We start from the raw sequence: 24,525 nt of genomic DNA, 5'->3' as shown, positions 1-24,525 counted from the left end.
CCGGTTGCCGCCCCCCCCCCACCACCCCCCCCCGCCCCCCAGCCGGCGGCCCCCGGCCGGCGCCCGCGGCCACCCCGACCCGCTCCGCGTCGATGCCGAGATCGTCGGCCGCACTTTGCATGAAGGCAAACGCTGCGCGGCAATCCTCGATGGCGGCCGGGAATTTGTGTTCCGGCGCCAGCCGATAGTCGGGACAGACGACCACACAGGCCGCCATGTTGGCAAACCAGCGACAGATCTCGTCATGGGAATCGAGATTGCCGATTACCCAGCCGCCGCCATGCAGATAAAGCAGCGCGGGGGCACTGGCCAAGGCCGCCCGTCGCCCGTGATAGATCCTGAGCGTCAACGGGCCGCTAGGCCGGTCGATGAAGCGTTCGTTCAGCGAGGCGACCGGCTCGCGTTCACCCTGCAATGTGGGAAAGCTCTCCTCATAGGCGCGCCGCGCCTCTTCAGGCGTGCCGGCCTCGAACGGCCGCACGGGAGCCTGTCGGCCGAGGTCGAGCACATGCCGGGCTTCTGGATCGAGAAGTGATGAAAGCAACGTAGTCATCGACGGATCCTACGCGTCAGGCAAGCAGGCTCGTCGCCTCGTCCTCGCCAAGAAGCGGCGGCTGGTCGACTGTCCCGTTGACGGCGACGGACTCGCGGCTTTCTCCCGAAGCGAGGATCGCCTCCATGATCTCCAGCACATGCAAAGCGAGATCGCCGGAGGCGCGGGGTTTTCTGCCCGTCGTCAGCGCACGCGACAGATCGGCGACGCCAAGCATGCGGTAGTTGGCGCGGTCGGGCGCGGCGTAAGGCCAGTTGCGCGCCCCGTAGAGCTCGCTCTCGCTGTGGAAGTCGGCCCAGTCGGCGCCGCGTTCCGAAAGCGATACGGTGCCGCCGAACGTGTCAGGATCGGGCAGGCGCAGTGAGCCTTCCGTGCCGTGCAGTTCGATAGGGTGATTGGAGTGTCTGAAGACATCCCAGGAGGCTCCGAAGGTGACGGTGGCGCCCGAGCGGAACTCCAGCAGCGATAGGATGTTGGTCGGCGTGCCGACCTTGAAACTGGTGTTCCTGTAGGGACCTTCGGCGGTGATAAGGCGCTCTTCCTGTCCCCGAGTCGCCATCGCCATCACGCGTGCTACCGGCCCAAGCAGGTTGACCAGCATGGTCAGGTAATAGGGGCCCATGTCGAAGATTGGGCCGGCGCCCGGCTGATAGTAAAATTGCGGATTGGGATGCCAGTGCTCCATGCCGCGCCCCATCATGAAGGCGGTGCCGGTGACCGCGCGGCCGATCGCGCCCTCGTCCATCAGGCGGCGCGCCCGCCGTCCGGCTGCGCCGAGAAAAGTGTCGGGGGCCGAGCCTAGGAGCAGATTGCGCTTCGCCGCCTCGGCGACAAGCCGGCGGCCGTCGCTGGCCGAGGTTGCCAGCGGCTTTTCGGTGAAAACATGCTTGCCCGCCGAAAGCGCCGAAAACGAGATGTCGAAATGCGCCGCCGGGGTGGTCAGGTTGAGGACAAGGTCGATCTCCGGATCGGCTAGGAGCGTGTCGACGCTGACCGTCCGGGTGCCGTATTCGCTGCCGCGCAGCGCCGCCAGTTCGGTGGAAATGTCGGCGCATGCACGCAACTCGACGCAGCCGAAGAGCGCCGCGTTGCGCAGATAAGTCATCGAGATGTTGCCGCATCCGACAACGCCGATACCGAGCTTCGTCTTTGATTTTCCTTGCATTTTCGAGTCTGCCTCCCAACGCGATGACATTTCGGCTGGCCGCTGAATCGGTGGCGAGCCGCAATCACAGCTCGCTATACAGCACTTTAAATATTGACGCGCGTAAAATTTTTGCAGAACATGCGAAAATCCTGGCGCAACATTGGAGGCGCCCAGCCTTCAGGAGGAGGAAATGACTGACATGAAAAACGGCCGACCGCCGCTACGAAGCCTGTGGCTCGCGTCACCATCGCCGATCGCCGGCAATTTCTCATCGGCGCCGGCATGCTGGGCGCCGCAGCGCTCGGCACGGGTCTCGGCATTCGACCGGCGCGGGCGCAATCACGTTCCGAAATCAGCTTGCCAGCGCCGCCTTCTTCGGCAAGGAAACCTTTGGCGACCTGATCAAGGCCTTCAACGAATGGCAGAACCGCAAGGCTAGCGCAGGGCGGCATCAAGGAATGAAAGGACGATCGTGAAAGACCTGAAAGTCGGTTGCCAGACCTTTACCTGGGAAATGCTCGGAGAGCGCTTTGCCGGCGGCCCGGACGATCTCTTGAAGGCGATCGCCGATGGCGGCTATGCCGGCATCGAGATCACCGACGCGATGATCGGCCGATATGCCGACAAGCCGGCGGAGTTCGCGACCGCGCTGAAGGCGTCAGGCCTGACGCTCGTCTCCTTCGCCTTCGGTTCCAAGAGCGGCTTTACGCTCAAGGAGAAGATCGGCAACGACCTCGAGACCGCGAAGCGATGGATCGACTTCGCCGCCGCCTTTCCGGGTACGCTCGTGTCGATGGGCTCGGCGACAGTCGTCTCCGACGGCCCGCGCGACGACAAATTTGCCATCGCCGCGGAGGTCTACAACAAGGCGGGGGAGCTAGGGCGCAAGGCGGGCGTCCAGGTCGCGGTGCATCCGAGTTCGCACCACAACACGCTGCTCTTCGATCGCGCCGACTACGACCGGATCTTTGGGCTGGTCGATCCGTCGCTCGTCGGCTGGGTGCCGGATACCGGCCACATCTTGCGCGGCCATGAAGACATGGCCGATACGCTCACCACCTATCGCGACCGCATCCGCTACGTGCACCTGAAGGATGTCGATGCCAGCGGCACATGGGCGATGCTCGGCAAGGGCGTCTGCGATACCGCGGCGGTGATCGACATCGCCAGTGCAGCGCCACGCTTCAATGGCTGGCTGGTGCTGGAAGAGGAATCCGAGACCGCCGCCGCCGATCCGGCGGCCGCGGTCAAGACCAACCGCCAGACGATGCGCGGCTACGGCGCCTGAGGAAGAGACCATGATCCGCAAGCAAGACCGTCGCCTTCGTGTCGGTGTGCTCGGCTGCGGGCCGATCGCGCAATTTGCCCATCTGGAATCCTGCGTGAAAGCCCGGAATGCCGACCTCTATGCGATCTGCGATGCCGCTCCCGACCTGCTGGCGCGCATGGGCGCGACCTATGAGCCCGAAAAAATGTATGGCGACTACGATGAGATGCTCGCCGACCCTGAACTGGAAGCGGTGATCGTTGCGACCTCGGACGCCTATCACGTTGCGATGTCGATCAAGGCGCTCGGGGCCGGCAAGCACGTGCTGTGCGAGAAGCCGATCGGCGTCTCGGTCGAAGAGGGCGAGACGCTCGCCGATGCGGTCAAGCGCTCCGGCAAGGTGCTGCAAGTCGGCCATATGAAGCGCTTCGACCCGGCACTGGAGGCGGCGCGCGACTTCGTCCGCGACGAGATGGGCGAGATCCTGGCGCTGAAGGCCTGGTATTGCGATTCCACGCATCGCTACACCAACACCGATGCGGTGCAGCCGCTGCCCGTCACCAGCAAGCTGGCAAAGAAGCCGGCCGGCAATCCGAAGGCCGACCTCAGGCAGTATTTCATGCTCGCGCACGGCTCGCACCTTGTCGATACCGCACGTTTCCTGTGCGGCGAGATTGTCGCGGTGCGCGCCCGCCTCAATGAGCGTTTCGGCGCCTATTGCTGGTTCGTCGAAACTGAATTCGCCAATGGCGCGCTCGGCCATCTCGACCTCACCGTCGCCGTCCGCATGGACTGGCACGAAGGCTTTCAACTCTATGGCGAGAACGGCTCCGTGATCGCAAAGACCTTCAATCCCTGGTATTTCCGAGCGAGCGAGGTCGACATCTTTCACGAGAAGGATGCGACGGCGCGAAAGCCGCTTGGCGCCGACGGCCATTTCTTCAGGCGGCAACTCGAAGGCCTCGCCAACACGGTCCTCGACGGCGCGCCGCTGCGCGGCGCCGATGTCGAGGACGGCCTCGCCTCGATCCGCGCCATGGTGGCGATCGCCCGCTCGGTGGAGAGCGGGCTGCGCGTCGAGATCGCTGCCGTCACGGGAGCGGTCTGATGCAGGTCGGGGTGTTCGCCAGGACCTTTCCGGGCAGCGAGCCGGCCGGCGTGCTGGCGGCGGTGCGCGACGCGGGATTTGCCGTCACCCAGTTCAACCTTGCCTGTGCCGGCCTGCCGTCGATGCCGGATGCGGTGCCTGACGGTGCCATCAGCGCCATCGCGGCGGCGTCCGGTGCCTCCGGCGTCGCCCTGGTGGCGCTGTCGGGCACCTACAACATGGCCCATTCGGACAACGCGGTGCGCGACGACGGCATGCGCCGGCTTGGCGTGGTCATCAAGGCCGCGGCGTCCCTTGCTGTTCCGCTCGTCACCCTGTGCACGGGAACGCGCAACGCGGACGATCAGTGGGCGTATCACCCCAACAACGCCGACCGTGAGGCATGGGACGATATGGCGGGCGAGATCGAAAAGGCGCTTCAACTCGCCGAGCGTCACGGCGTCGATCTCGGCATCGAGCCCGAACAGGCCAACATCGTGACCTCGGCGCAGGACGCGATGCGCCTCATCGCCGAGATGGGCTCGAAGCGGTTGCGCGTCGTGCTCGATCCGGCCAACCTGTTCGAGCAGGCGAGCCCCGAGGAAGCAAGCGCCATCGTGGCCGCCGCCGTCGAACGCACCGCCGGCCACGTCGCCATGGCGCATGCCAAGGACCGCTTGGCCGACGGCCGCTTTGCCACCGCCGGCAGGGGCGTCGTCGATTTCCTGGATTTCGTCGCCAGGCTGAAGTCATCAGGCTTTGACGGGCCGCTGGTCACGCATGGCCTCTCGGCCGAAGAGGCACCAGGGGTTGCTCGCTTCCTGATGGGGCTGACCTGATGGCTCGCCTGGCCGCTCTGCTTCGCGACGACGCCACGCTTCGGATTTCTGATAATGGCAACGGGCTTGCCGTCGTCTTCCAGCATGGGCTGGGCGGCGGCGAGGCGCAAATTGCCCAGGCTTTCCCGGCCGGTGCCGACTTCCGGCGCATCACGCTGGAATGCCGCGGGCACGGCGCCTCCGGACTGGGCAGCCGCCGTCCGTTTTCCCTGAGCATGTTCGCGGACGATGTTGTTGCCGCCGCCGATCAAGCCGGTCTCGACCGTTTCGTCGCCGGCGGCGTTTCCATGGGCGCCGCCATTGCCTTGCGCCTTGCCTGTCGCCACCCGGACCGCATCGCGGGTCTGCTGCTTGTACGCCCGGCCTGGATTTTCGACAGCGCGCCGGTGAACCTGCGGCCGATCGCCGAGGTCGCCGGCCTCATCCTCGACCACGGCCCCGACAAGGCCAGGACGATCTTCGCGCAATCGGAAACCGCCGAGCGCCTGCAGCGCCACGCGCCCGACAATCTCGCCTCATTACTCGGCTATTTCGACCGGCCGGACGCCGCGCCATTCGCGCAGGTCCTCGCCGACATCGCCGCCGACGGACCGGGCGTTTCTGAAAGCAACGCCGCTGCCCTTGGCGTCCCCACGCTGGTCATCGGCAACGCCATGGATGCGGTGCATCCGCTGCCGGCTGCGCGCACGCTTGCCACGGCGATCCCCGGCGCGACCTTTGCGGAAATCTCTCCCAAGGCGCTCGACAGCGTCAGGCATTTCGCCGAGCTGCAGGCTGAGATCACGACCTTCCTTCACGCTCACTTCAACATCCGGAGCCTTGTCCCGTTATGACGACCAAATCCCTGTCCGGCCCCGCTGCCATCGCCGCCCTTCCGCGCAACCGGTTGCTCGGCGAGTTTTCGCTGTGGTCGGCCGACCTCGCCAATATGGAGCGCGACCTGAAGCGCATAGATCCCTTTGTCGACCTCCACCACATCGACGTCGCGGACGCCCGCTTCACCCCCGGCTTCCTGTTCTTTCCGGACCTGGTGGCGCGGATCGCCATGCTGACGGCAAAGCCGATCCATGTGCATTTGATGGTTGAAGCGGAGATCGTCGAGGAGCAGACGCGCCAATTCATCGAGGCCGGCGCCGATCTTGTCAGCGTCCATGCGGAAAACGGCGAGGCCGGCCTACGCGCCGTGCGGTTGGCGCGTGAGCTCGGCGTCGAGGCCGGGGTGGTGCTGAGACTGGAAACACCGGTGGCCGCGGTCAAACCTTTCCTGTCGCAAGTGGCTTTCGTGACGCTTCTCGGCACATCCATCGGCGTCAAGGGCCAGAGCCTGTCCGACCAGGCCGGCCCGCGCCTGATCGAGGCACGGGCGCTGATGCGAAAAGCAGGTCGAGAGAACGAAATCATCTTGGCTGCCGATGGCGGCATCCGCCACGAAACGGTGCCCCGCCTGCGCGCCGCCGGCGCCGAAACCGTGGTGCTCGGATCGCTGGCATTCGGCGACCCCGACCTTGCGCAGCGCATGGCCTGGCTGCATGGGCTGGAGATTGCCGCCTGATGACAAAGGTAGCGCTTGCCTTCGATCTCGGCGGAACGGAGCTGCGCGGCGCGCTGGTCGAGAGCGGCGGCCACGTGATCGCCCATGTTTCGGCCCCGACGATGGCGATCGCGGGATCGGAAGCGGTGATCGGCCAGATCATCGCGCTGGCCGGGGACCTTCTGACACAGCACCCACAGGCCAAGGTTGCCGGCATCGGCGTCGGCGCACCGGGGCCGCTCGACCCCAAGGCCGGGATCGTGATCGCACCGCCGACACTGGCTGGCTGGCACGACGTGCCCTTGATCGACATTCTCGGCAAGTATTTCGGTCTGCCGGTGCGGCTGGAGAACGACGCCAATGCCGCAGCACTCGGCGAATGGCGCTTCGGCGCCGGGCGTGGCACCGGGTCGATGGTGTTCGTCACCGTGTCGACTGGCATTGGCGGTGGCGTCGTTGCCGAGGGTCACATCTATCATGGCCGGCGCGGGCTGGCGGCCGAGATCGGCCACATGACCATCACCGGCGAAGGCGACCGCTGCTTCTGCGGCGCCGTCGGCTGCTTCGAGGCGGTCGCCTCCGGAACCGCGCTCGGGCGGCGCGCCACGGCGCTGACGGCGCCGGGCGACGGCTCGCTGCTGCGGCGCCTTTCGGCCGACGGCGACGTCTCGGCCAGGCACGTGGTCGAGGCCGCGCGTGCAGGCGACGGGCGCGCGCGCACACTCATCGAGGCGGAGGCGAATTGGCTGGGCATCGGCTTCACCAATCTGCTTCATCTCTATTCGCCGGACCTGATCGTAATGGGTGGCGGTCTCGCCAACGGTTTCGACCTCTTGGCTCCAAGCATCAGGGCGGTCGTCGAGCAGCGGGCGATGCCCGCCTACCGGGACGTACCCATCGTGCCGGCGCAACTCGGCAATCAGGCCGGACTGATCGGCGCCGCCAGCCTGATCCTGTGGGAAGGCGAACCAGGCGCGCCGCTGGCGATGGCGCAAGATGACGAAAACAACAACGACACGACCAAACGTGCCGGTGCCCGGGAGGCAAGCCATGGCTGAGCTCAAGCTGAGCGGCTGCGCAAATCCTACAGATCCGTCGAGGTCATTAGTCCACGAAAATTATGAAGGGGTAGCATTTCGTCCTATCCTCCCGATCTTGTAATTTGTTGGCTGCAACAACAAACAAATTCCATGACCTATATCAATGGGCATTAAGCCGACGGCGAGCCGTCTGATCGCCCGGTCTCCCTCGAATGAGTTAGAAAGCAGGCGACTCTGCTCGACTACACCGCTGGAGGTGCGCGCCATCGCAATGGGCGCATACAAGCCTTCTGGTAGTCGCGGCGAGACTGCGAACCGCCCAGCGGCGGCATGACCGTTCGAAGCAGGGCTCGGCCAGCGTCGCCCGTGCGGAGGCGTCACTAATTTTGCTGACAGATTGCCGATCTACATTGGTCGGCGGTGCCTGGCGGGCGGCTCGACTGTTGGTTGGGGACAAGGATTTCGACGTGGTTCGCGCTGGCTGCGATCGGCGCCGAGGTTACCTAAGGCGATGTGCCGGCGGCCGAAGCCGCATCCACCTTCTCGAGCTCGAGCTTCGGTGAGAGAAGTGACCGCGAGGAAACTCTTGGCTGCTACCGTCCTACCAGCACGTAAATCCCCCATCGACGGGTACGACGGCTCCGGTCATCAAACTGGCCGCGTCGGAAGCGAGGAACAGGACAGCGCTGGCGACTTCGTGCGCCTGGCCCATGCGGCCCATTGGCGTGTCTCGCAACCACGCTTCTATACGCGGCGCGTTTTCCGGAATCGCCAGGACCATCGGCGTTTCGATGTAGGTTGGCGCCACCGCGTTAACCCGCACGCCATGAGGCGCCCATTCGGCGGCGATCGAGCGGGTCATGTGATGCACGGCCGCCTTGGAGACATTGTAAGGTGTTTGCGGCTGCGGCCGGTTGCAGATCGTGCCCGACATGGAACCCAGATTGACGATTGAGCCGCGGCCGGCCGCGATCATGTGGCGGCCGAAAGCGCGCGAGCACCAGAAGACGCCGTTGATGTTGACGTTCATCATCCACAGCCAGAGTTCATCACTGATATCTTCCGACGAAATGCCGCTGCTGCCGACGCCGGCATTGTTGACGAGAATCGAAGCCGGCGTCCCCCGAGCGGCGAGCGTGTCAGCAATCTCGCTCATCCTTGTTGACGAAGTGACGTCACCGAGCATCAGCTCGGCCGAGTAGCCTTTCGCAGTCAGTGCATCCCTGCCAGCACTGCCGATCTGCTCGTCGGGCTCTATGATGACCACATGCGCTCCGGACTCGCCCAACGCTTCGGCGCATGCGAGGCCAATACCTCTGCCTCCGCCGGTCACCACGGCGACCTCGTTGTCCACCCTGAAGCGCGCTTGGTACATGGCCTACCTCCTCGAATTTCGATGCCGAGACGCTACGTGTCAAATGTCGAAGTTGGTCGGCAGAATGACGATATCGCGAATTGTAACCGTTCTCGGCCGGGTCAGCATGAACAGCAGGACTTCGGCAATTTCCTTCGGTTCGAACAGATTTCCGGCCGCCATCGCCCGGGCGAGGTTCTCCTTCGGCCAGTCGGCGACGAGGGGCGTCATTACCGGTCCGGGGGCGATCGCGCCGACACGGATGCCGTGCTTCGCCACCTGTCGCCTCAGCGCATGGACGAACGCTTGAACTGCGTGCTTGGAAGCGGTGTAGATCGGCTCCCACGGCACCGCGGTGTGGCCGGCCACGGAACTGGTGACCACGATATCTCCCGTGCCCCGCTCGATCATGTGCGGCAGGACCGCATGAATAGTTCGGAATACGGCATTGACGTTCAGGTTCAGCATCCGGTCAAAGGCGTCCGGATCACCATCGATGAAATCACCGCCGATATAGGCGCCGGCATTGGCATGGAAGGCGTCGAGGTGACCGACCCTGTCCAGAATGCCGGGCATCATGCCTGCCACGCTTTCCGGATTGGTGAGATCCACCCTCAAAGGAATCGCGTTCTCGCCGAGATCAGCAGCCAGGCTGCGCAGTTTCTCATCCGCATAGTCGATCAGGACCACCCGCGCGCCAGCATCGAGACAACCACGGACACAAGCAAGGCCGATACCCGATGCCGCGCCTGTGATTGCAATGACCTTTCCAGAGAGTTGTTCGCTCATCTTCGTCCTCCATCCGTCGGGTTACTTTCGGTGTTGAGTGCCTCGCCCGTGCAGGCGAAGCGGTACTCGTCCAGGCTGCGCTGGATCGAGGCGATCAGTAACGAGGTCGGCTCGAGCGGTTTGCCTGCAAACGCATCGAATGCGGGCAGATGCTGGCGAAACAGCGTGAGCGGCACCGTCTTGCCGTGCAGGGCTGCGGTCAGCCTCGCGACCGCTGCTTCCGCCTCCGGCTGCTTCCAGTAATACCGGATGCGGTCCGAGAACGAGTAGTGGCGCTGGATGCGCTGTTCGGCTTCCGAGCCGTGATAATGGCCCTGCCAATTGCCGGGTTTGGCCAGCATCAATCGCTCCATGGCCTGATAGAGTGGACGGGCTCCGTAGCCCGGCAAAAGATCGGTCGCGATAAGGTCCAGCGCGTAGAGCGCCTCGCGCAGGACGAAGGTCAATTCCGGCCCCACTTTCAGGATCGGGAAGCCGTCCTCGACCAATTGGCGCAAATATGTTCGTCCCTGGTAGTCGGTTGAATGCGCCTCGTAGACCAGGCTAGGTTCCTGCTCGAGCAGCCGCGTCAGCCCGCGTGCCCTGGCGGAATCGTAAAGGACCACATTCTCATTGCCAAACTCCACACCGGGCTGGACCACCAGTGCGATGACGCGTGAGAACGCATCGGCCAAGCCTTGCTTCAGGAACAGATCGCGATGAACATCGATCGTGTGCGTCGCCGCCGCTACGCTGGTCGGCTCAATGTCGCTGATTGCATGATTGGCGCCGCCGGGCGTCGGCACCTCGGTGCCGATGATGTAGACCGGCGCCTCATCTCCTGCGGCGCGCGCCGCGCGCTCTGCCGCCATGGCCAGCCGCGCTGTACGCTCCGCCGTTGTGGCGTCGTCGAGCGCGGCAGGCTCGCCGGCGCATCCCATCGAAGCATCGAGGTGGATCTTTCGGAAGCCGGCGGACACGTACGCCGTGACCATCTCTTCTGCCTTCGCCATCGCTGCGCCGGCATGTTCCCCGCGCCACGGATTTGGCCCAAGGTGATCCCCACCGAAGATGATCCTTTCCATCGGAAGCTTTTCTTCTGCCGATATGTGCTGGACGAGACGAACAAAATCGCTGGGCAGCATTCCGGTGTAGCCGCCGAACTGGTTGACCTGGTTGCAGGTTGCTTCGATCACAAGCGTGCCGGAGAAGCGTGCAGCGTTGCGCGCTGCTGCCCGGATGACCAATGGATGCGCTGAGCAGACCGACGTGACGCCTATCGGCGAACCATTGCGCCGCGCCGCCGCCAGGTTTTTGAGGAGACCGGTCATCGAGCGTTTCTCGGGGTCACGGCGATGAATTCGTCAAGCTGCCGACGCGAGGCGACACCTTCCATCGGACCTTGAATAGTAACGTTGCGAGCGCCCGCGGCATTGGCATACTCCAGGGCTTTGAACACAGGCATGCCGAGACGGCGGCAAGCGACGTAAGCGCCGCCGAAACAGTCGCCAGCGCCCGTCGGATCAATTTCCGCAACCCTGAACGCCGAGCAATCAATCCGCGAGCCGTCAGCACCGAAGAATGTTGATCCGTGTTCGCCGCGTTTAAGGGCTATCTCCGTCACACTGCGCCCAAAGAGCGCGATGACCGCGGCAGATTCACCATCAACTCCAGCTGCCATGAACAATTCGTCGCCGGAGGGCAGGATAAGGTCCGCGATGTCGACGAGCTTGGCGAAGCGCTCCTGCGTCTGCCCGAGCCCGAGCAATTCCTTGCGCAAGTTCGGGTCAAGTGAAACGGAGCCGCCGCGCCGCTTGATGACGCCGATGGCATAATCCATCGTCTCCCAGATACCCGGGATGGCAAAAGCGCTACCCATGACGTGGAGGTGTCCAGCCCGCTCGAACAGCGCCTTCGCTTCAACCGTCAGGCTCACCAGGGCCGCCGCCGATTTTCCGATGTTGAAGACAAAGTCGCGCGAGCCGTCGTTGCGATAGCGAACAAACGCGCTTCCGGTCGGATAATCCTGACTGACCGAAACAGCCGATACGTCCACGCCGTCAGACCGGAGCCGTTCGACATTGATGCGGCCGAAATCATCGTCGCCGACCGATGCAACGATTGCCGCCGACCCGCCGATCTTGGCGCATTGATCGATGAAAATCGCCGGCGCGCCGCTGGGGTAGGGGCCGATAAGCTCTATCGGCTCGAGAAAGCCGTCGCCGCGACTTTTGGCCATGATCTCCACCAGGATCTCGCCGATGACGACGGTCGGCCCTAGTGCGTCGGGTGCGAGCTTGGTCTGACTTAAAATCGCATCTGCGGGCATCATACAACTCGGCTAGCGCACATCTTTTAGCTGGAGCATGCGCCTGGAGGTTGCGGCCGCTCGCTGATCCTGTTCCACAGCGAACGACAACCCGAGACGGCCACGATGGGAATGCGCGATGCTCCTCCAGGGACTACACTAATTATGTTTGTAGCTTTATGCAACATATTAATCAATCGAGACGGACAGGCCACAATGGCATTCTAAATTGCGATCAAACAGGTAGCCCGAGCAGCAGCATCGGTTCGGCAGTGCCGAACCTGATATTAGCCTTCGTCTCCCTCTGCCCCTTCGAGTTCCGCCGTACCATCGGCGAAACGCTGACTTTGCAGAGACAAATATCGCTGATGTAACATGCAGGCCGCACCGAAAGCGGAACCGACAGTTCCTTCATCATTCATTGTGATCGATGGGAACGGGAAACTGGATTCCTGTATGGCATGGATGTGTGCAGTGACCCTGGCAGCCATCAAGGGATAGAGTGCGGCGACCGAACCGCCCAGCACGATCTTGTCGGCGTCGATGATTCGGCAAGTCTGCACCAGGCCTATTGCCAAAGCCCTTGCCCAGTCCTCGGCTATTGAGACAGCGCTAGGCAACCGGTTTTGGACATCGGAAAGGAAGTTGCCGAATGTCGGATCACTGAGGGCGGAGGTCTTGCGATACTCGGCCATGATGTTTTCAAGGCCGATTAGTTGTTCGAGATTGCGGCGCGGGCTTGGCGCGTCGCTGACAATCAAGTGCCCAATCTCCCCCGCCAGCCCGTTGGCGCCGCGAAAAAGGCTGCCGTCAACGATAATGCCGCCGCCGACACCGCTCTCCATAACGAGAAAAAGCGTGACGCCGGAATGCACCTCGCTGCGCCCGTAAGTCGCGCCGATGGCGAATGCGTTGGCATCGTTCTCGGCAAGGACCGGAACACGAATCGGCAGGGCGTCTCTCACCAGCTTTGCAAGGTGAACATTTCGCCAGCCGAGAAGCGGCGCAAAGTGGACGAAGCCATTCTTGTCCATTTGCGCCGGGGTTGATACGCCAACGCCTTCACATCGCTCCAGTTTTGACACAGGAATAGATTGGAGAGCCAGCCTCACGGCGCGGTCGACCGCGGCCTCTACGTTGATCGACGGACCATCAAACGGTTCCACATTCGTCGAAACGATATTGGTTCCAAGATCGATCTCTACCGTACTGATATGCTCGACACCGATCTCGACCCCAAGGAAGAAAATAGCATCCGGCACAAGCTCCAGCATGATGCCGGGACGGCCGGCTCGGGCATAGCCCGCTTGTTCAGGCAGATCCTCAATTGCTTCGCGCACCAGACCGTCAGCCGTCAGGCTCGCGATGATATGCCCCGACGAAGAGCGGTTAAGCCGTAACTTGCGCGCGAGTTCGGCTCGAGTGAGACGTCCAAATTGATGAAGGGCTCTTAGAGCCGCCACTTCATTGTTTTGTCGAATCCTGCGATTTGAACTGGCGGTCAGCGCCGGGTCATTCACTTAGGTCTCTCCAGGTTACCTGCGGTCCGCAAGCCGAACGCAACCACAACGCGCTCACTTGGTACACGCCGCGCAGGCGTGCAGCAACTGGCGCGATCTTATTGAACACGCATCCCCCCGAAGCTTCTGTCTCACGGATCCGAGGCTGCCGATGAACAGCGAAAAAACCACAGCACTACAGCGCTGAAGACCGCGGAGCAGGGCGTCTTAGGCAGAGGGTCCGCACTGCCGCATAATCAGATTGTCCTCGACTTATGGACGGGCATTCGTCGTTCGCCGACGAACCGCCTCTTGCTTTTTCAGGTCGATGAAGGCCTTGGCATGCTTTGCCAACGGCATGTTCTCGGTCCAGGTGTCGCGCCATATGGCGCATGCGAGGGAAAGACCCTCATCGACCACGGCGCTGGAGAACGATTCAAAGGTGATGTCGCGGCTATAGCCGATGTCTAGCAACGCGTCGAAGATGCGATCGAAATCGATCACCCCATCGCCGAGGTAGCCGCGATTGCTTTCGCCGATGTGAAAATAGCCGATCTTGTCGCCGGCCAGACGAATGGCCGCCGCTGGATTGGCCTCTTCGATGTTCATATGAAACGTGTCGAGATGGAGCGTGACGTGATCGGAGCCGGTCGCCTTGATGAAGTCGAGGCCCTGAGCCGCCGTGTTCAAGAGATTCGTCTCGAACCGGTTGACGACCTCCAGGACCAGATCGACGCCGGCCTTCTTTGCTGCGTCAGCCGTCTTGGCAATGGCTGCGACGCTGTTCTTGCGGCCGCGATCACTCGGCATTGTCGAGTATTTCGTATGCGCGGAATAGAGAATGCCCCCGAGCTTGGTGCCGCCGATGTCCCGCACCGCCGCGACTGCATTCGCGAGTAATTCCTCACCTGCCTTCACGACAGCGCCGTCCTCGCTCGACACATCGGCGCTCAAGGGCAGGCCCATGGTGACGGCGATTTCGAGATCTAACGACTGAGCCTTCTTGGCGAGGCGATGGATGTCGAACTTTTCGGGTTGAAGATACGCAAACTCGATCAGCCGGTAACCGCACGCAGCCGAATTCTCCATCGCTTCTTCAAGCATGGCCTGAGTGCCACCGCCGGTCCATACGAACGAATGAATGCCCAATCTGCGCATCGGCTGTTTCCTCTGGGTACTGGCGACTCTGTGAATGTTGACAAGGACAACAAAATGCCCATCGTGACAAATGTCAAGGTCCTCGACGGCGCAACAAATGCTGGTGCGCGCGGCAACTCCTAACCGGATCGAGCATCATCCACGCAAATATGTCGCGGATATTACGCGGAATCCGGGGGACGCTGCCTCGGCGGGTTTTTTGGCTTGACAGAATTCGCGTATCGTCTAATTTGTGGACAAGAACAACATATAACGCTGCCAACCAGCGAAACGTGGAGGAGGAAATTAACTTGCCCCTGTGATCCAATTTCTCCGCTCTTCGCGACAGATGGGCCGATAGCGCTCTTCTGTGCTCGTTTGCATGAATATGGCCAACTCGGTCCGTGAGTTGAGACCAAGCCGGCAATTCGAAACAGCAGAAAATACAGGTTGCCTCCCAAGGCCAGCACCTGAGGGGAGTTTTCTGCTCGGGTGCGGACACGGAAAGCGATGAATCTTCATAGGGCCAGTGCCCGTGCGCTGGCGTCTTAAATTTGGATCAAGCAGGGAGGCACCACCGGGTTGATCGGAGGAAATCGCCGAGGCGGGGCCGCCACAAGGCCTTTGATGGCCAGGAGGTTTCCGGTCTGGCGGGAAGGAACGTTGCCATGACTGCGAAATGACGGACTGACATTCAAGATTCTGTTGGAGGAGTGAAAAATGAGACATGAACTCGGAATAAGCCTTGCCGCATTGGCAGTGGGGCTAATGACCAGCGTGATGCCTGCCAAGGCCGATTTCTGGTCAGACGCCGGCGCAAAGTACAAGGGTGTTACGTTGCACGGGGTGACCGAAAGCACCCCGCCTTCGAACTATATCAAGGATGTTCTTGCGCCTGCGTTCGAGAAGTCGACGGGCATCAAGGTGGAGATTGAAACCACATCCTGGGACCAGATGTATGACAAGGCGATCAAGGACATGGAAGCCAAGACCGGCATCTATGACATGGTCTATATCGAGCAGGACATCATCTATGCCTATCTCGCCCGTGATTTCCTGGTCGACATCACGAAATCTCTGAAGGACGATCCGTCGCTGAAAGCGCCGGGTTACGACGAGACGCACTTCACGACGTTCGCGAACTATTTCAAGAACGGCGACGGCGATCTGTTCGGCATTCCGATGGAAGCTTTCATCAAGCTCTATCTCTACCGGACGGATCTGTTCAATGATCCTGCCGTCAAGGAAGCCTTCAAGAAGGAAACCGGCAAGGACTTGGTTCCTGCCAAAACCCATGAGGAATACACGCAGATCGCGGAATTCTTTACCAAATGGGGCAAGGACAACGGCAAGGAATTGTGGGGCACGACCGCTCAGGCGCACACCGGTCACCCGGCTTCCTGGTACGAATTCTTCGAATCGGTCGCGCCGACGTTCGGCGTGTACAATTGGGGCATCGACGCATCGAAGAATTATGCCGCGTCCGTCGCCAATGGTGGAGCGATGAACAGCGACAAGGCAAAGGCGGCGCTCAAATACTGGCTGCATCTGCGCGACATCGCGCCACCGGAATCTCAGGCCAGCACCTGGACCGAAGTCGCCACCACCTTCGCGGCGGGTCGTGTGGCACAGGGCCTTGTCTATGGCGAGAACGCCGCCTGGATCGCCTCGGACGCTGAGAAGTCGAAGGTGGTTGGCAATGTCGGCGTCGCCCTTCCGCCGGTCGAACCGGGGGTCATGGAGGATGCCGAGTCCGGCAAAGGCTATATCGGCTACTACGACGGCGGCGCCTTCGGCCTTCCAGTCACCTCGAAGAACAAGGAAGCGGCGCTTCTCTTCCTCCAGTATATCGGCCAGGATTCGGTCCAGGGCGATTGGGCGGTCGCCGCGCCGCGCATCACCAACACGGCAACCTACGACGATCCTAAAGTCATAGAGATGGATAAGAAGCTCAACGGCTATTACACCATGCTCAAGAACGACGGAAAGCTGTTTGCCGGCGCCCCTCCTTATCCGTTCCATGCACAGGTACGCGAAGCAACGGCGCCGATCTTCTACAAGATTCTGTTGGGTGAGGTGTCGTCCGACGATGGGCTCGACCAGATGGCTGCCGCTGCCGAGGCGGAACTGAAGAACCTAGGCTACCGCAAGTAGCAGTGCGAACGCAGTGCCCGGACCGCCGCGAAAGCGGTGGCCCGGGTACGCAGTTTGCCGCCTCGCGAGGTTCATAGAATGTCGCGGCGGATGCGCCTTCCAGGGAGTGGTTCCATGCGATCAAACAGGGCTGGCGTGCGATCAAACAGAGTTGGATGGCTGATGCTCGCCCCGACGATTGCGATCCTCGGGATCTTCGGCATCGTCCCATTTTTGTACGTGCTCTATGTGGCTTTCCATCAATGGAACCCGTTCGGCGCAAATCCCTATATGGTCTACAATGGCGCCGACAATTTCCGCCGCCTCGTCTTCGACAGCGAGTTCCTGACCTCCATCGCGTTCACGCTGAAGTTCGCCTTCTTCGCCGTATTGAGTGAAGTGGTCCTTGGCTACCTTCTGGCTCAGTTGTTCATGCGGGAGTTTCCCGGCCGGGCTTTCTTCCGCACGATCCACACCCTGCCTCTGATCGTGGCGCCGATCGTCGTCGGATCGGTCTGGCGCCTGATGACAACACCCAGCATCGGCATCATCCCGTATTTGTTGAAATCCTGGTTCGGCTACGACCTCAATATCGGTCGTGATGCGAACATGGCCTTTGCACTGACTGTCATCATGGATATTTGGCACTGGACGCCACTGGTGACGCTGACGCTGCTTGCGGCACTCGTTTCGCTTCCTAAGGAGCCGTTCGAGCAGGCCCAGATCGACGGAGCCAACAGGTGGCAGATCTTTTGGCACGTCACGTTGCCGATGATCCGCCCGGCGATCCTGGCGACGGTCTTCATTCGTCTCATGGATGCACTGCGCACCGTCGACGAAGTGTGGATGCTGACCGGTGGCGGCCCTGGCGCCGCGACCCGGTACCTTGGCCTGCACATCTGGAAGATCGTATTTCCCAAGACCGATTACGGATACGGCTCGGCCACTTCGATCATCGTCCTGTACCTCACTCTGGTGATGTGCTGGCTGCTTTATGTCGCCCTTGTCGCCCGCCGCGGCCAGAAGAGAACACCCTGATGCGCGCCAACCGCCCTGTTTATTCCATTCTGCTGTGGATCTTTCTCAGCCTGCTGACGCTGTTCCCGATCTACTGGCTGTTCGTCATCTCCGTAAAGCCGGCCGTCGAACTGTTCACCACGCCGAGCGTTCTGCTCGAGACGGTTTACTGGAAGAACTATGTCAAGGTCCTGGGCGACGATACGCTGCGCCGCTATATGTTCAACTCCATCGTGATCTCGACCGGCAACGCGACGCTGGTGACGGTTCTGGCGTTCATGGCCTGCTACGCGCTGTCGCGCTTCGATCTCGCAGGAAAGGAGAACATCTTTTTCTGGACGATCACCAACCGCATGGCGCCAGCCGCTGTATTCCTGCTGCCCTTCTTCCTGCTCTTCACGCAGATCTTCGTCATAGGAGAGTGGAAGCTCTACGACACACGGACGGGCATGATCCTGCTCTACTGCACGTTCAACCTGCCTTTCGCCATCTGGACGCTCAGGCCGACGATCGACGGTATTCCAAAGGAGTTGGACGAGGCCGCAACCGTCGACGGTGCCACGACGTGGCAGGTGATCCGCGAAGTCATCTTTCCGCTTGCGCGGCCCGGCCTCGCCGTCACCCTGATCCTGACCTGGGTGTTCGCCTGGAACGAATTCCTGCTCGCCGCAACGCTCACCAGCTTCAACGCGCGCACCATCACCACCGGCCTGTCAGAATACGTGACCACGACCGGAACCGAATGGGGCACGATGGCGTCCATTGCGATCATCACGCTTGTCCCGGCGCTGTTGATCTTCTCGGTTGTCCAGCGGCACATCGTGGCCGGTCTGACCTTCGGCGCGGTCAAGGAGTAGTACGATGGAGCACACCGTCGATCTCGATGAGGTGGATGACGAAGCCAATACCATTGTCGCAAGCCCGCAACGCACCGGTTTCCTGCCGATCGTGACCAACTGGTTCGACCGGGTTTTTGTAGGCATCTATCTGTTCGTTGCGCTCGAACTGTTCTGGATGAGGTTTCTCGAACAGTCGATCCCATTGTCCGTCTGCCATGCTCTGGCGATCGTGTTGGGTGTGCTGATCGTTTGGCGTGGTTAGCGCGGGAGAAAAAGGACAGGACGCAGGCTCATGAAGTCATTGGTGCTTGAAGAGAAGATGAAACTATCGCTGCGGGATTTCCCGATCGAGCGCGAGGAGGTGCTCGGCGTCCGCGACGTGCGCATTAAATTGCATACCGTCGGCATCTGCGGCTCGGATGTGCACTACTATACGCACGGCGGCGCCGGCGTTTTCCAGGTGAAGGCGCCGATGATCCTCGGCCATGAGGCGTCGGGCACGGTCGTGGAGACAGGAGCCGAGGTGACATCGCTGAAGGTCGGCGACCGGGTGTGCATGGAGCCGGGCATTCCGGACCCGAACAGTCGCGCGACGCGCATGGGCCTCTACAATGTCGATCCAGCGGTTCGTTTCTGGGCGACGCCGCCTATCCACGGCGTTCTGCGCCCGACCGTTGTTCATCCGGAGAACTTCACCTTCAGGCTTCCGGACAATGTTTCCTTCGCGAAGGCGGCCATGGTGGAGCCACTGGCCGTCGGCGTCCATGCCGCCACCAAGGCCCAAGTGAAGCCGGGCGACATCGCTCTGGTCATGGGCGCTGGCCCGATCGGCCTGGTCACGGCACTGTCTGCGCTGGCGGCGGGCTGCGCCCGGGTCTTCGTATCGGACGTCGATGACACCAAGCTCGAGCTCGCAACAAAGCTCGGCCCGATCACGCCGATCAATGTCGCCAGGCAAGACCTCGCCAATGAAATTCTCGCCGCCACCGAAGGCTGGGGCGTCGAGATCGTATTCGAATGCTCCGGCAGCCCTCGCGCGGCGGAAGGGGTCTTCGATCCGCTCTGTCCGGCCGGCCGGGTGGTTTTCGTCGGCGTGCAGATGCATGGCATCAACTACGACCTCGGCAAAGCGATGGTGCGCGAGGCGCGCGTCGAGCATGTGTTCCGCTATGCGCATGTTTTTCCGCGCTGCGTTGCCATGCTGTCTTCCGGAGCGATCGATGTGAAGCCGCTGATCACGCGCACGTTGGAATTCGAAGACAGCGTTCGAGCGTTTGAAATCGCCGCGTCTGCCCCAAAGGGCGAAGTGAAGATGCAGATTGCTCTACCGCAATAGAAGGGATGCAAGTTGGCTCAGGTCACCGTCAAGAACATCATCAAGCGTTATGGAAACGCCCAGGTCATCCACGGCGTGAATGTCGACATCGCCGATGGCGAGTTCGTCATCCTCGTCGGCCCATCGGGGTGTGGCAAATCCACCCTGTTGCGCATGATCGCCGGTCTCGAAGCGATATCGGGCGGTGAAATCAGCATAGGTGGCCGGGTGGTGAACGATGTTCTGCCGAAAGACCGCGACATAGCGATGGTCTTCCAGAACTATGCGCTCTATCCGCACAAGAACGTCGCCGACAACATGGGCTTCTCGCTCAAGATCAAGGGCAGGCCGAAGGCCGAGATCGACGCCAAGGTGAAGAAGGCGGCCGAAATTCTCGATCTAGGCAAGTTGCTCGACCGATTTCCGAAACAGCTATCGGGTGGACAGCGCCAGCGTGTGGCCATGGGACGCGCCATTGTGCGCGACCCGCAGGTCTTCCTGTTCGATGAGCCGCTGTCGAATCTCGACGCCAAACTTCGTGTTGCGATGCGCGTCGAGATCAAGGAACTGCATCAACGCCTGGGCACAACGATCGTCTATGTTACCCATGATCAGATCGAGGCGATGACCATGGCCGACAAGATCGTGGTGATGAGGGACGGCAAGGTGGAACAGATCGGCGCACCCCTCGCTCTCTACGACAATCCGGGGAATGTCTTCGTCGCCGGCTTCATCGGCTCGCCGGCCATGAACTTCATCAAGGGAAGGATCGATTCGAAGGACGGCAGGCAGATCTTCGTGTCGGACACCGGATCCGTGCTGCCAGCCGAGGGGGCCAGGGCGCAGGGCGGGCAGCCGGTCATCTACGGCATACGTCCCGAGCATATCGACATCGCGCCGGACGGCTTGCCGGCGACGGTTTCGGTGCTCGAGCCGACCGGTTCCGAGACACAGATCTTCGCCAAGTTTGGCGAGGACGCTATTGACGCCATTGTCAAGGACAGGCTTTCCGTCCGGCCTGGTGAAGAGGTGAGATTGAGGATCGATCCGCGCCGGGTCCATATCTTTGACAGGCAAAGCGGCGCACACCTGTGAGCCTTCGCTACGATTGAGCGGGCCTCAGTCCTCGCCAGTGGGTTCGCCACCGAATACGAAAACATGCGAAGGATATGGCTGGGCGAACCACCCGCTGATTGTTTTTGTTGAGAAGACGACGTCCCTCCGGGCCCCCCTTGTCGTTATCTGCCAAATGCTTAGAGGCCGGTTCGCCAAGAAGCGGCTTGTGCCTTACCAGCCGTACGGCTCGGTCCATGCCCTGCATGGCCAAACGCACCTGCAACGCCTCACGGGAATAAAGCTCGGCGTGATCAATGTCATCATGGCAAGGACATCCATGCTGGCCTGGTGGACGCTTCCGCTTCAGCGAGATAGACGCCAAGCGACTTCCACAATCCATGAAGCGTCAGGCCCTTCGGCAATCTGATAGCGACCTAGCCGAGGGATCTGGTACTCGATGCCAGGTTCAGGCGGGGGTGACCCGTCGGTTGCTGAATAGAGACGAGAAAGTGCGTGCCGGCTCGCTTACGGAGCCGTTTTGGTCATCACGCAGTGTGCGATGAGCTTCTATTCCACGGTTGGTGATGTACCGTTCAGGACACGGAAGCGGGGTCGTGAACCGCGCCGAGCATCAGCCCGAAAATGGGCAACCCGCTTTGGAAAGTCGGGTGCTTGAACAAAGACGAGCGGCGGACACGACTCGAGTTGAAGGTCCGCCGCTCTGGTTTTCAGATCACAAAGACTGATGCTGCCACGGGAAATGGGTGGCGAGGTGCGTTTGTGCTGCGCCGGCCGTCGCGTCGCTGTCGAGAGAGAGCGACCCGGTTGAACTGTCAAAGATGATATGATGGGAACCATCATCGGCAGCCGTATCGTGCGCAGTCGTGTCGGTAGAGGAAGCGTGGGATAAAAGCCCTCCCGACCTGAGCTCGGCAAGAGCGGAGTGGTCGAGTTGGACTTTGTCCTGAAGCTTGCTGAAGTCGAAGGCATCGTTGCCGCCGTGACCGGATACAAGCTCGGCGGCGCCGCTCTTGCTGACACTGGCGCCGGCATTTTCGTTGCCCTGGAGGATCTGGGCGGACCCGTGACCGGTCAGGCTGGTTGCCGTTGTGTCGGACGGGCTGCTGGTCGCGGCAAGCTCCGAGCCGGCCGAAAGCGAGTGGTTCAACGCAGCCAATACCCGGTCAACGCCGCTGCCTTCGTTTGCCTTGTCGCCGGCAGTATCATGGCTGGTGTCGTTGCTGCCGAACAGATCGGTCAAAGCGTGAAAACCGCCGCGGTCGGAGTGGGAAGCGGCGGTCGCAGTCGAGCTGCCATCGCTGGTGGTGGCGCCGGAAGCGGCGGTCGCAGTCGAATCGCTGGCGATGAGGTGCGAAGGCGTAGTCGCGGCCGAGCTGCCATCGCTCGTGGTCGCGCCGGAGGCGGCGGTCGCAGTCGAATCGCTGGCGATGAGTGGCGAAGGGGTAGTCGCGGGCGAGCTGCCATCGCTGGTGGTGGCGCCGGACGGGGCGGGGGCAGTCGAGGTGCTTTCGCCGGTGGTGGCGGGGGAAGGGGCGGTGGCAGTCGAGCTGCTATCGCTGGTGGTAGCGCCGGAAGCGGCGGTGGCAGTCGAGGTGCTGTCGCCGGTAGTGACGTGAGAAGGCGCAGTCACAGTCGAGCTGCTATCGCTGGTGGCGGCGTCGGAAGCGGGCGCAGCAGCACTGCTGTCGCTGCTGGTGGTGTCTGAAGCCGCAGCGGTAGTGGTGTTGTGTTCCCGGAAAAAGGCTTGCAGTTCCGAGGAGCTTTCAAGCGCGGTATCGCCGTTTTGCGTTCCCCATTTGTAGGTATAGTCGAAGGCGGGTGACGGAACCAGCTTGGCCCAATGATCCATCATGGTTTGCATCTGTTCGGCGGTGGGCATGACCTGTCTTCCGCCGTCGGAAGTCTCCCAATTGCCGCCGCCAAAGGCCTGGAAGACCGGAACGATGTTGTTAATCGGGATGCCCGACTTCACCGCTGCAGCCACGGCTCGATCGATCATGTCGTAGTCGACCGTGTCCGTTCCCGTGCGTACCGGATACGGGTCTATTCCGAAATAGTCGATATGCGTGTTGGCGGGATTGTAGGTGTTGGTAAAATCCGGATTGGTGGGGGATCCCATGTTCATCATGGTGACGAAGGTCTTGGCGCCTGGAAAATGCTCATGGATCCAGTCGGATTCCGCCTTCAGGTTCTCGGCGGTTGCGTAGGTGCCCCACCTGCCCGTGGGATCGGGCTCGTCAACAAGGTAGAATCCGAACACATTCGGATTGCCGAGGAAGGGGGTCATTTTCTCGATGAAGGATGAAGTTACGCCCTCGTGCTCATTGAGGTACACCAGACCCTTCATGCCCTCCGGCAACGCGTCGACCTGCGAAGCGTACTGAACGTCAGCCAGATTGAAGCCGGCGGTTGCAATTTCGGTGGCGGATCCACCCGACGTATAATGCAGAGTTGCCATCCAATATTCCTTTTTCTGATTTCGATAGCGCCCAGCGTCTACCTACAGACGGCGTATATTAGCGCCAAATCACATACAGACACCCGTTGATAGAATCATTGACCGTTTGTAGGAATGCTGCACGGATTGTTGACTTATTTTGACAGCAGCGACTTCGGACAAGACGCTTATTGTCTTCTGATGTCAGAATGACGCCAGAATTGAGACTTTATTTTGAAGGCGTTGTAGTTCTTGAAGTTTTTCGATGTTTTTATAATGGCTATACATCTATTGATTTGTTTGCTTTAGACATCAACTTTCGCGCAGAAAATCAAAATGACGTTAACCTCTGACGCCGGGCCGCTCCACAGTCTCACTGCCGCAACCAATTAGTTGTGGACAATTCGTAGGCATCTACGCGCTCATCATCTGATATCGGTCGGCAGATCTCCGTGATCGAGATCAAATCAATGTAGGAAACCGCACAAAAGGTGAGAGTAGGACGGTTCCCAGCTGGAGCGCCTGCCGCACTCGCCCATGAGGAAGACTTAAGGACGTCAAAACTGTTCGGCGGACGTTTATTAGGGACGGATAACTGCCAAATGACTAACCGGGTTCGTCGTTGCCTGGTTCCTGCCCTCGCGCTCAAGTAATTGGCATTCCGATTTATCTATCCCTGATCTGCGACGAGGGGCCGTTCGTGAAGCTATGGCCGCTATTGCGCAACGGATCTGATAGCGGCCTAGGGGGTCTGGTACTCGATGCCAAGTTCAGGTGGGATCTGACCGTTCGTTTGCCGAATAAGAATAAAGAGACGAGAAAGTGCATACCGGATCAATTGCGAAGCCGTTTTGCCTCGTCATCATGCAACGTGCGATTAGCTTCTATTTCACTCAGATGCCCTAGCTCTTTCAAGACACGGAAGCGGGGTCGCGAACCGCGCCGAGTAAACTCGGTTGGCGGGCGGATTCAAGCCATCCTTCAATGATGCCTTGCTACCGAACCCGCTGGGTGACGAAAGGTGAGCATCAGCCCGAAATGGGCACCCTGCTTTGGAAAAAACCGGTGCTTGAACAAAGACGGAGCGGCGGACCGGCTCGAAGGTCCGCCGTTCCGGGTCGTTCAGATCACAAGGAACGAACCTGCTGCAAGCGACAGACCTGGAGAGAGAGTGGCG

21 protein-coding genes and 1 pseudogene are annotated in these 24,525 nt (G+C 61.1%); 12 read left to right on the top strand and 10 right to left on the bottom strand.

The features are described 5' to 3' along the window. Both NKJ08_RS32570 and NKJ08_RS32565 read right to left on the bottom strand, forming a co-directional pair. The coding region (locus NKJ08_RS32570; RefSeq protein WP_352785191.1) for an alpha/beta hydrolase at window positions 1-553 on the bottom strand (553 nt) is incomplete at its 3' end. Window positions 554-569: 16 nt separating this feature from the next. Further along, window positions 570-1,718 (bottom strand): Gfo/Idh/MocA family protein, encoded by a 1,149-nt coding sequence (locus NKJ08_RS32565; protein WP_352524739.1) that lies wholly within the window; start codon window positions 1,716-1,718, stop codon window positions 570-572. 496 nt (window positions 1,719-2,214) lie between these two features. Between NKJ08_RS32565 and NKJ08_RS32560 the strand changes: the two genes are divergently transcribed. From NKJ08_RS32560 to NKJ08_RS32535, 6 genes are read left to right on the top strand one after another with little or no spacing between them, the layout of a single operon-like run. Continuing rightward, window positions 2,215-2,988 carry a sugar phosphate isomerase/epimerase family protein gene (locus NKJ08_RS32560; protein WP_352524954.1) on the top strand — a complete coding sequence of 258 codons (774 nt, stop codon included), beginning with the start codon at window positions 2,215-2,217 and terminating at the stop codon, window positions 2,986-2,988. Between the two features lie 10 nt (window positions 2,989-2,998). Then, window positions 2,999-4,075, top strand: a complete 1,077-nt coding sequence (locus NKJ08_RS32555) for a Gfo/Idh/MocA family protein (protein ID WP_352524741.1) — start codon at window positions 2,999-3,001, stop codon at window positions 4,073-4,075. Beyond that, window positions 4,075-4,893 (top strand): sugar phosphate isomerase/epimerase family protein, encoded by an 819-nt coding sequence (locus NKJ08_RS32550; RefSeq protein ID WP_352524743.1) that lies wholly within the window; start codon window positions 4,075-4,077, stop codon window positions 4,891-4,893. The genes NKJ08_RS32555 and NKJ08_RS32550 overlap by 1 nt, the downstream gene beginning before the upstream one ends. Then, entirely contained in the window at window positions 4,893-5,726 is an 834-nt protein-coding gene (locus NKJ08_RS32545) for an alpha/beta fold hydrolase (RefSeq protein ID WP_352524745.1), read from the top strand. The genes NKJ08_RS32550 and NKJ08_RS32545 overlap by 1 nt, the downstream gene beginning before the upstream one ends. Further along, window positions 5,723-6,445, top strand: a complete 723-nt coding sequence (locus tag NKJ08_RS32540) for a ribulose-phosphate 3-epimerase (protein ID WP_352524746.1) — start codon at window positions 5,723-5,725, stop codon at window positions 6,443-6,445. Before NKJ08_RS32545 ends, NKJ08_RS32540 begins: the two co-directional genes overlap by 4 nt. After that, complete coding sequence (locus tag NKJ08_RS32535; protein ID WP_352524748.1) at window positions 6,445-7,482, top strand: ROK family protein; 1,038 nt, start codon at window positions 6,445-6,447, stop codon at window positions 7,480-7,482. Before NKJ08_RS32540 ends, NKJ08_RS32535 begins: the two co-directional genes overlap by 1 nt. A 583-nt stretch (window positions 7,483-8,065) precedes the next feature. Here NKJ08_RS32535 and NKJ08_RS32530 read toward each other — a convergent pair. From NKJ08_RS32530 to NKJ08_RS32505, 6 genes are all read right to left on the bottom strand, one after another. Next, the gene (locus tag NKJ08_RS32530; protein WP_352524750.1) at window positions 8,066-8,839 is read right to left on the bottom strand and encodes an SDR family NAD(P)-dependent oxidoreductase; all 774 of its coding nucleotides are present in this window, start codon (window positions 8,837-8,839) and stop codon (window positions 8,066-8,068) included. Between the two features lie 39 nt (window positions 8,840-8,878). Next, entirely contained in the window at window positions 8,879-9,607 is a 729-nt protein-coding gene (locus NKJ08_RS32525) for an SDR family oxidoreductase (RefSeq protein WP_352524752.1), read from the bottom strand. Beyond that, the gene (locus NKJ08_RS32520) at window positions 9,604-10,917 is read right to left on the bottom strand and encodes a D-tagatose-bisphosphate aldolase, class II, non-catalytic subunit (protein WP_352524754.1); all 1,314 of its coding nucleotides are present in this window, start codon (window positions 10,915-10,917) and stop codon (window positions 9,604-9,606) included. Before NKJ08_RS32520 ends, NKJ08_RS32525 begins: the two co-directional genes overlap by 4 nt. Further along, window positions 10,914-11,915 (bottom strand): tagatose kinase, encoded by a 1,002-nt coding sequence (locus tag NKJ08_RS32515; protein WP_352524956.1) that lies wholly within the window; start codon window positions 11,913-11,915, stop codon window positions 10,914-10,916. Before NKJ08_RS32515 ends, NKJ08_RS32520 begins: the two co-directional genes overlap by 4 nt. Window positions 11,916-12,181: 266 nt before the next feature. Continuing rightward, the gene (locus tag NKJ08_RS32510) at window positions 12,182-13,414 is read right to left on the bottom strand and encodes an ROK family transcriptional regulator (RefSeq protein ID WP_352524756.1); all 1,233 of its coding nucleotides are present in this window, start codon (window positions 13,412-13,414) and stop codon (window positions 12,182-12,184) included. 252 nt (window positions 13,415-13,666) lie between these two features. Continuing rightward, the gene (locus NKJ08_RS32505; protein ID WP_352524957.1) at window positions 13,667-14,551 is read right to left on the bottom strand and encodes a sugar phosphate isomerase/epimerase family protein; all 885 of its coding nucleotides are present in this window, start codon (window positions 14,549-14,551) and stop codon (window positions 13,667-13,669) included. A 699-nt stretch (window positions 14,552-15,250) separates the two neighbouring features. Between NKJ08_RS32505 and NKJ08_RS32500 the strand changes: the two genes are divergently transcribed. The 6 genes from NKJ08_RS32500 to NKJ08_RS32475 all read left to right on the top strand — a co-directional run bounded on the left by NKJ08_RS32500 (window position 15,251) and on the right by NKJ08_RS32475 (window position 20,929). After that, on the top strand, window positions 15,251-16,684 hold the full coding sequence (locus NKJ08_RS32500) for an extracellular solute-binding protein (protein ID WP_352524758.1): 1,434 nt from the start codon (window positions 15,251-15,253) through the stop codon (window positions 16,682-16,684). A gap of 162 nt (window positions 16,685-16,846) precedes the next feature. Then, the gene (locus tag NKJ08_RS32495) at window positions 16,847-17,701 is read left to right on the top strand and encodes a carbohydrate ABC transporter permease (RefSeq protein ID WP_502896231.1); all 855 of its coding nucleotides are present in this window, start codon (window positions 16,847-16,849) and stop codon (window positions 17,699-17,701) included. Next, window positions 17,701-18,537, top strand: a complete 837-nt coding sequence (locus NKJ08_RS32490; RefSeq protein WP_352524760.1) for a carbohydrate ABC transporter permease — start codon at window positions 17,701-17,703, stop codon at window positions 18,535-18,537. The genes NKJ08_RS32495 and NKJ08_RS32490 overlap by 1 nt, the downstream gene beginning before the upstream one ends. Window positions 18,538-18,541: 4 nt before the next feature. Then, window positions 18,542-18,781 (top strand): DUF2160 family membrane protein, encoded by a 240-nt coding sequence (locus NKJ08_RS32485; RefSeq protein ID WP_352776932.1) that lies wholly within the window; start codon window positions 18,542-18,544, stop codon window positions 18,779-18,781. A 30-nt stretch (window positions 18,782-18,811) separates the two neighbouring features. Further along, complete coding sequence (locus NKJ08_RS32480; RefSeq protein ID WP_352776931.1) at window positions 18,812-19,855, top strand: NAD(P)-dependent alcohol dehydrogenase; 1,044 nt, start codon at window positions 18,812-18,814, stop codon at window positions 19,853-19,855. A 12-nt stretch (window positions 19,856-19,867) separates the two neighbouring features. After that, on the top strand, window positions 19,868-20,929 hold the full coding sequence (locus tag NKJ08_RS32475) for an ABC transporter ATP-binding protein (protein WP_352776930.1): 1,062 nt from the start codon (window positions 19,868-19,870) through the stop codon (window positions 20,927-20,929). 187 nt (window positions 20,930-21,116) lie between these two features. On the opposite strand, the pseudogene NKJ08_RS32470 reads toward NKJ08_RS32475, so the two are convergent. Both NKJ08_RS32470 and NKJ08_RS32465 read right to left on the bottom strand, forming a co-directional pair. Next, window positions 21,117-21,315 (bottom strand): annotated as a pseudogene (locus tag NKJ08_RS32470) (tyrosine-type recombinase/integrase); the annotation flags it as partial. Between the two features lie 308 nt (window positions 21,316-21,623). Beyond that, window positions 21,624-23,369 carry a calcium-binding protein gene (locus NKJ08_RS32465; protein WP_352785183.1) on the bottom strand — a complete coding sequence of 582 codons (1,746 nt, stop codon included), beginning with the start codon at window positions 23,367-23,369 and terminating at the stop codon, window positions 21,624-21,626. Between the last annotated feature and the right edge of the window lie 1,156 nt (window positions 23,370-24,525).

The sequence above is a fragment of the Mesorhizobium sp. M0244 genome, from assembly GCF_040321795.1.
Classification (GTDB): Bacteria; Pseudomonadota; Alphaproteobacteria; order Rhizobiales; family Rhizobiaceae; genus Mesorhizobium.
The sequence above is the reverse complement of the archived record's forward strand: the minus strand, read 5'-3'. Positions and strand labels throughout refer to the sequence as shown.

Bases quoted from the DNA above. Each gene is read 5' to 3' on its own strand.
- NKJ08_RS32565 (WP_352524739.1), bottom strand. From the start codon at position 1,718: ATGCAAGGAAAATCAAAGACGAAGCTCGGTATCGGCGTTGTCGGATGC.
- NKJ08_RS32530 (WP_352524750.1), bottom strand. From the start codon at position 8,839: ATGTACCAAGCGCGCTTCAGGGTGGACAACGAGGTCGCCGTGGTGACC.
- NKJ08_RS32520 (WP_352524754.1), bottom strand. From the start codon at position 10,917: ATGACCGGTCTCCTCAAAAACCTGGCGGCGGCGCGGCGCAATGGTTCG.
- NKJ08_RS32560 (WP_352524954.1), top strand. From the start codon at position 2,215: ATGCTCGGAGAGCGCTTTGCCGGCGGCCCGGACGATCTCTTGAAGGCG.
- NKJ08_RS32555 (WP_352524741.1), top strand. From the start codon at position 2,999: ATGATCCGCAAGCAAGACCGTCGCCTTCGTGTCGGTGTGCTCGGCTGC.
- NKJ08_RS32490 (WP_352524760.1), top strand. From the start codon at position 17,701: ATGCGCGCCAACCGCCCTGTTTATTCCATTCTGCTGTGGATCTTTCTC.
- NKJ08_RS32485 (WP_352776932.1), top strand. From the start codon at position 18,542: ATGGAGCACACCGTCGATCTCGATGAGGTGGATGACGAAGCCAATACC.
- NKJ08_RS32480 (WP_352776931.1), top strand. From the start codon at position 18,812: ATGAAGTCATTGGTGCTTGAAGAGAAGATGAAACTATCGCTGCGGGAT.
- NKJ08_RS32535 (WP_352524748.1), top strand. From the start codon at position 6,445: ATGACAAAGGTAGCGCTTGCCTTCGATCTCGGCGGAACGGAGCTGCGC.
- NKJ08_RS32500 (WP_352524758.1), top strand. From the start codon at position 15,251: ATGAGACATGAACTCGGAATAAGCCTTGCCGCATTGGCAGTGGGGCTA.
- NKJ08_RS32465 (WP_352785183.1), bottom strand. From the start codon at position 23,369: ATGGCAACTCTGCATTATACGTCGGGTGGATCCGCCACCGAAATTGCA.
- NKJ08_RS32550 (WP_352524743.1), top strand. From the start codon at position 4,075: ATGCAGGTCGGGGTGTTCGCCAGGACCTTTCCGGGCAGCGAGCCGGCC.
- NKJ08_RS32505 (WP_352524957.1), bottom strand. From the start codon at position 14,551: ATGCGCAGATTGGGCATTCATTCGTTCGTATGGACCGGCGGTGGCACT.
- NKJ08_RS32545 (WP_352524745.1), top strand. From the start codon at position 4,893: ATGGCTCGCCTGGCCGCTCTGCTTCGCGACGACGCCACGCTTCGGATT.
- NKJ08_RS32495 (WP_502896231.1), top strand. From the start codon at position 16,847: ATGCTCGCCCCGACGATTGCGATCCTCGGGATCTTCGGCATCGTCCCA.
- NKJ08_RS32525 (WP_352524752.1), bottom strand. From the start codon at position 9,607: ATGAGCGAACAACTCTCTGGAAAGGTCATTGCAATCACAGGCGCGGCA.
- NKJ08_RS32515 (WP_352524956.1), bottom strand. From the start codon at position 11,915: ATGCCCGCAGATGCGATTTTAAGTCAGACCAAGCTCGCACCCGACGCA.
- NKJ08_RS32540 (WP_352524746.1), top strand. From the start codon at position 5,723: ATGACGACCAAATCCCTGTCCGGCCCCGCTGCCATCGCCGCCCTTCCG.